At 62.3% G+C, this 5,993-nt stretch carries 4 protein-coding genes; 2 read left to right on the top strand and 2 right to left on the bottom strand.

From position 1 onward, the window contains the following. Positions 1 to 47 precede the first annotated feature (47 nt). Together dnaJ and hrcA are read right to left on the bottom strand one after the other, a co-directional pair. Positions 48 to 1,196 carry a molecular chaperone DnaJ gene (gene dnaJ / locus B3C64_RS04025; RefSeq protein WP_291533904.1) on the bottom strand — a complete coding sequence of 383 codons (1,149 nt, stop codon included), beginning with the start codon at positions 1,194 to 1,196 and terminating at the stop codon, positions 48 to 50. A gap of 51 nt (positions 1,197 to 1,247) precedes the next feature. Next, the gene (gene hrcA / locus B3C64_RS04020; protein ID WP_291533902.1) at positions 1,248 to 2,369 is read right to left on the bottom strand and encodes a heat-inducible transcriptional repressor HrcA; all 1,122 of its coding nucleotides are present in this window, start codon (positions 2,367 to 2,369) and stop codon (positions 1,248 to 1,250) included. Positions 2,370 to 2,825: 456 nt separating this feature from the next. On the opposite strand from hrcA, the gene tkt reads away from it, so the two are divergent. Together tkt and tal are read left to right on the top strand one after the other, a co-directional pair. Beyond that, positions 2,826 to 4,934: a transketolase gene (gene tkt / locus B3C64_RS04015; protein ID WP_291533901.1), complete on the top strand. Its 2,109-nt coding sequence runs from the start codon at positions 2,826 to 2,828 to the stop codon at positions 4,932 to 4,934. 79 nt (positions 4,935 to 5,013) lie between these two features. Next, positions 5,014 to 5,993 (top strand): transaldolase (gene tal / locus B3C64_RS04010; protein ID WP_291533900.1); only part of this gene is annotated, 980 nt, incomplete at its 3' end.

Genomic DNA, 5,993 nt, shown 5'->3' with positions numbered 1-5,993 from the left:
TCCGGGCTTTCCCATGCGTCCTTTCCTGACGGCTGAAAAACCGGGGATTATCGCAATGCGTCCTTGAGCTTGGAGAAGAAGCCCTTCTTGGCGCCGGAGGCGGGGCGAGAGCCGATGGTGACGTGTTTCGCGTCGGCGTCATGCTGTTGTGCGAACCGTTCGATCAGCGTCTTTTCCTCGTCGCTCAGCTTCTTCGGAATCTCCACGACCACATGCGCCACCAGATCGCCGCGGTCCCCATTGCCGTTAAGGTGGGTGACGCCGAGGTTCTTCAGGGTCACGGTGTCGTCGGGCTGGCAACCGGCCGGAACGCTTACCGTCTGCTTGCCGTCGAACGTGTCGATGTCGAGGTCGTGGCCAAGCACGGCCCAGCTCATCGGCACGCGGATCCAACAATGCAGATCGTCGCCGTCGCGGGTGAACGTGTCGTCCTGGGCGATGCGGATGTCGACGTACAAATCACCGGCGACTCCGCCGTTTTCGCCGACCTCGCCCTGATTCGCGAGACGGAGCCTGGTGTTGTTCGTCACGCCAGCCGGCACGGATACGCCGACGTTGCGGGTGACGCGCACGCGGCCGTGTCCCATGCATGAGGGACACGGCTTCTCGATAATGGTGCCGTGGCCCTCACATCGTTCGCACGGCGCCGTGGTCATCATCTGCCCCAGCATGGTGCGCACGACGCGTTGCGCGTATCCCTGTCCGTGGCAATCGGGGCACTGTTTCGGCTGCGTTCCCTTCTGGCAGCCGGTGCCGGCGCACTCCTGGCAAAGTCCGAACGTGTTGATCTTGACATGCGCGGTGTCTCCGAACACCGCGGTCTTCAAATCGATGGTCACGGTGGCCAACGCATCGCGTCCCGGCTGCGTACGGGGAGTCGGCCCTCCGTTGCCGCCGCCGAAGGCGCCGCCGGTGAACATGTTGAAAATGTCCCCCATGTCGCCGAAGCCGCCGCTGAACCCGCCGCCCATGTTGCCGGCGTTCGGATTGTTCGGGTCGACGCCGGCGTCGTACATCTGACGTTTCTTGGGATCCGAAAGCACTTCGTAGGCGTTGTTGACCTCTTTGAACTTGTCCTCGAACTCCGGACCGGCGATGTCGGGATGGTATTTGCGGCTCATCTTTCGATAGGCCTTCTTGATCTCCTCGTCGCTGGCAGAACGGTCGACGCCCAGCACTTCGTAGTAGTCCGTCACGATTTCTTTCTCCCTATTGTTTTTCGCGTGTCATTGTGCCATGAGGCAGGGTCAGGTATTGGTCGGATTTTCATCGTGTGAGAGGAACGCCGTCAAATATTTGGCGACGGCATGCACGGCCGCCATGGTGGCGGCGTAATCCATATGGGTCGGCCCTATGGAACCGACAAAGGCGACAGGTTCGGAAGTATGCTGAGGGTCATTCCGTTTCGCATCCGAACCGCGAGGCCGGGCTTCCGTGCCATCGCCCTCCGCTGCCATCGAAGTGCGTCCATAACCGCTGGACACCACGGAGGCATGGAGCAATCCCGGAGTGTGCGTTTCGGAGCCGATGGCGACGCCGATGCCGTCTGACTGGGTGCCCTCGCTCAATGAACTCATCAGCTTCATGAGCACGACCTGTTCCTCCAAAGCGTCGAAGAGCGGTGCGAGATCGGCCATGGCGCGCTGGTGCGCGAGACTGGACGCTCCCGCCATGTAAAGCTCTCCCGCGCATTCGTCGTCCGCCATGCTGCTGATGGCGGAAGCCAACGCCTCGATGAGCGTGGCGATGGAGCGGTATTCCTCGCGCGTGGAAAGCTGACGCACGTAATCGGCGGTTCGCGTCAACGGAACGCTGACGCACTGCGCGTTGATTTCATTGACCAGTTGCGTCAGGGCGGCCATATCGGGCAGCTCCGCGACGCTGAGCGTATGCTGGGCGACGCGACCGGTATCGGTGATGATTACCGCCAGCAGGGTGTTGACCGCCACGGGGACGATTTCAATGTGGCGCAATGTCGATTTCGACAGCGAAGGCGCGGCCACCACGGCGACCTGGCCTGTGATCTGCGCCAGCAGACGCGCGGCGCGCTGCAGCGTGTCCTGCAGATTGACGGATCCCGACAGAAAACTGCTGATGCCACGGCGTTGGGCCTGCGACAGCGGCACGACCGTCGCCAAACGGTCGACGAAATAGCGGTATCCCTTTTCCGTGGGAATGCGCCCGGCGGAGGTGTGCGGCTGAATCAGATACCCGTCATCCTCCAGCGCTGCCATGTCGTTGCGTACCGTGGCCGAGCTGACGCCAAGATTGTGGTCCTTGGTCAAGGTGGTGGAGCCGACCGGCTCTTGGGAGCGGATGTAATCCTCGACGACGGCACGCAATACCAGCATGCGTCTCGACTGCGTCATGCGCGCCTCCTTATAACGTCAAGACGGGCGGCTCGACGTGCCGCCCGTTCGCATAAGCAACCATGCCACTGTTTTAGCACTCTTCGCCCCGGAGTGCTAATTGGGTTCGCTTTCGGAGTGATTGTTCGCGAGGCGGCACGCGCCACCGAGGTCGTGCGGATGCGGGTCTCTTTCCTTTTCCGGACGGTCCCCCGACATCTCCGAACAGGCATCTGTATGATATGTATGCGCATTTGGGCGAATGTCGGACATGGTTGTACGGAACATTAAGCGAACAAAAACATTTGCATGAATCAATTATTTGTGAGCGCTAACAGAACATAAATTACCAAAACACGCCAAAAATGCACTGGAAACGTCACATCACGACGCTACTATGGGAGATGCAATGTGAAGGCGACGAGCGCCCGGCACAAGCCGGACACGCGGCCCGACCAATTGGAAGGAAAGTAATCCATGACCGAATTCAAGGAGACTGAGCTGGACGAGCGCGCCATCAAGATGGCCAAGGTCCTGTCGGCCGACGCGGTTGAGCATGCGGGAAACGGACACCCCGGTTCCCCGGTCTCTCTGGCGCCCATCGCCTACACCCTGTACCAGCACTTCATCAAGCACGATCCGAACGATCCCAAGTGGGAAGGTCGCGACCGCTTCATTCTTTCCGGTGGCCACGCATCCCTCACCCAATACGTTCAGCTGTACTTCTCCGGTTATGGTTTGACCCTGGATGACCTGAAGCACTTCCGCGGCGGCGCCGACACCCGTACCCCGGGCCATCCGGAATACGGCCTGACCCCCGGCATCGAAATGACCACCGGCCCGCTGGGCCAGGGCTTCGCCTCCGCCATCGGTTTCGCATACGGCCAGCGCTTCCAGCGCGGTCTGCTCGATCCGGAGGCCCCCGCCGGAGAGTCCCCGTTCGACCACAACATCTGGGTCATCTGCGGTGAAGGCGACATCGAGGAGGGCATCTCCGGTGAAGCCGCGGCCCTTGCCGCCAACCAGCAGCTCGGCAATCTGACCGTGATCTTCGACGCCAACCGCATCCAGATCGAGGGCGACACCAACCTCGTTCTCGCCGAGGACGTGCTCAAGCGTTTCCAGGCATACGGCTGGTACACCGACGAGTTCAGCTTCATCCAGCCCGACGGTTCCTACAAGGAAGACGTCGAAGGTCTGGCCGACACCATCGCCAAGGCACGCGCGGCGGCGCCGAACCAGCCGAAGCTCATCAAGGTCGACACGCTGATCGCATGGCCGACCCCGGGCAAGACCAACGACCCGTCCGCCCATGGTTCCAAGCTCGGCGCCGAGGCCGTCGCGGGTCTCAAGAAGGTGCTCGGCTACGATCCCGAAGAGTCCTTCCACATTGACGAGGAGGCTCTGGCCCATGCCCGCAAGGTCGCCGAGCGCGGCCTCGAAGCCCACAAGGAATGGGACGAGAAGTACAACGCATGGCGCAAGGCCAACCCGGACAAGGCCGCCCTGTACGACCGCATCAAGGCAGGAAAGCTCCCTGAGGGCTTCGACAAGGCCCTGGACGACGTCGAAGCCACCTTCGAGGTGGGCAAGGCCGTCGCCACCCGTGGCGCTTCGGGCTCCGTGCTCAACGCCATTGCGTCCGTCATGCCGGAATTCTGGGGCGGCTCCGCCGACCTTGGTGGTTCCAACAAGACCGATCTCAAGGGGGCCGCGACCTTCGCTCCGGAAGGTTGCGCGACCAAGCAGTGGCCGGTCTGCAGCCCGTATGGACGCCAGCTGCACTTCGGCGTCCGCGAGTTCACGATGGGCACCATCACCAACGGCATCCTGCTGGGCTCCCACACCCGTCCGTTCGGTGGAACGTTCTTCATGTTCTCCGACTACGAGCGTTCCGCCGTACGTCTGGCCGCGCTGATGGAGATCCCGAACCTGTACGTGTGGACGCACGATTCCGTCGCGGTCGGCGAGGATGGTCCGACCCACCAGCCGGTCGAGCACCTGGCCTCCTTCCGCGCCATGCCGCAGCTTGAGGTTGTCCGTCCGGCCGATGCCTACGAAACCGCCGAGGCATACCGCTACTTCTTCGAGAAGAAGAACACGCTGCCGACCGCCATGGTGCTGAGCCGCCAGGGCCTTCCGGTTCTCGAAGAGACCGCGGCCAAGGCCAAGGACGGCGTCAAGAAGGGCGCTTACGTGCTCATCGACACCGATGGCGCCCCAGACGTCATTCTCATGGGCTCCGGCTCCGAGGTCCAGCTGGCCGTCTCCGCGGCCAAGACCCTGGCCGACGAGGGCGTCAAGGCCCGCGTCGTGTCCGTGCCGTCCCTCGAATGGTTCGAGGAGCAGGACGCCGAGTACAAGGAAGCCGTGCTTCCGGCCTCCGTCAAGGCCCGCGTCTCCGTGGAGGCCGGTGTGGCCATGCCGTGGTACAAGTACCTCGGTTCCTACGGCAAGCCGGTTTCCATCGAACAGTTCGGTCTGCAGGGCGACGGCGCTCAGAACCTGGCCGATCTGGGCATCACCGCGGACCATGTCGTGGAAGCCGCGAAGGCCTCCATCGCGGAAGCCGAAGCCGCCAAGTGACCCAATCGGGAGGAACGGGAACGTCCCGTTCCTCCCCTATGCAAAATTTTGATCCAAAAAGGTATCAAGGAGAAAAACAATGACTGAAGCAACGCAGCGCACCTCCGATTCCGGTGTCTCGATTTGGCTGGACGACCTGTCCCGTTCCCGTATCGAGTCCGGTTCTTTGCAGGACCTCATCGCCAACAAGAACGTTGTCGGTGTCACCACCAATCCGTCCATCTTCCAGAAGGCGCTTCACGAGGTCGGCCCGTACGACCCGCAGCTGAAGGAACTGGGCAAGGTCGATGTCGAGACCGCAGTGCGTGAGCTCACCACCACCGACGTGCGCAACGCCACCGACATCTTCCGCGAGATCGCGGAAAAGACCGACTTCGTCGATGGCCGCGTCTCCATCGAGGTGGATCCGCGTCTGGCCCACGAAACCGAAGCCACCGAGAAGCAGGCCGAGGAACTTTGGGCCAAGGTCAACCGTCCGAACGCCATGATCAAGATCCCGGCCACCCTCGAGGGTCTGCCGGCGATCACCGCCACCCTGGCCAAGGGCATCTCCGTGAACGTCACCCTGATCTTCTCCATCGAGCGTTACGAGCAGGTCATCGACGCCTACATCGAAGGCATCGCCCAGGCCGCGGCGAACGGTCACGACCTGAAGCACATCGGCTCCGTCGCTTCCTTCTTCGTCTCCCGTGTGGACACCGCGGTCGACAAGCTGCTGGAAGCCAACGGCTCCGAAGAGGCCAAGGCGCTGGAAGGTAAGGCCGCCGTGGCCAACGCTCGCCTGGCCTACGAACTGTTCGAGAACAAGTTCGCCAATGATCCGCGTTGGGCCGAGCTTGAGGCCAAGGGCGCCAAGAAGCAGCGTCCGCTGTGGGCCTCCACCGGCACCAAGAACGCCGCCTACTCCGATTGCAAGTACGTCGACGAGCTGGTCGCCCCGTTCGTCGTCAACACCATGCCGGAGAAGACCCTGAACGCTCTCGCCGACCACGGCGATGGCGCCCCGTCCATCAAGGGCACCTACGAGGAGTCCCACGCCATCATGAACAAGCTCGCCGA

The sequence above is a fragment of the Bifidobacterium sp. UBA6881 genome, assembly GCA_002451435.1.
Lineage (GTDB): Bacteria > Actinomycetota > Actinomycetes > Actinomycetales > Bifidobacteriaceae > Bifidobacterium.
The sequence above is the reverse complement of the archived record's forward strand: the minus strand, read 5'-3'. Positions and strand labels throughout refer to the sequence as shown.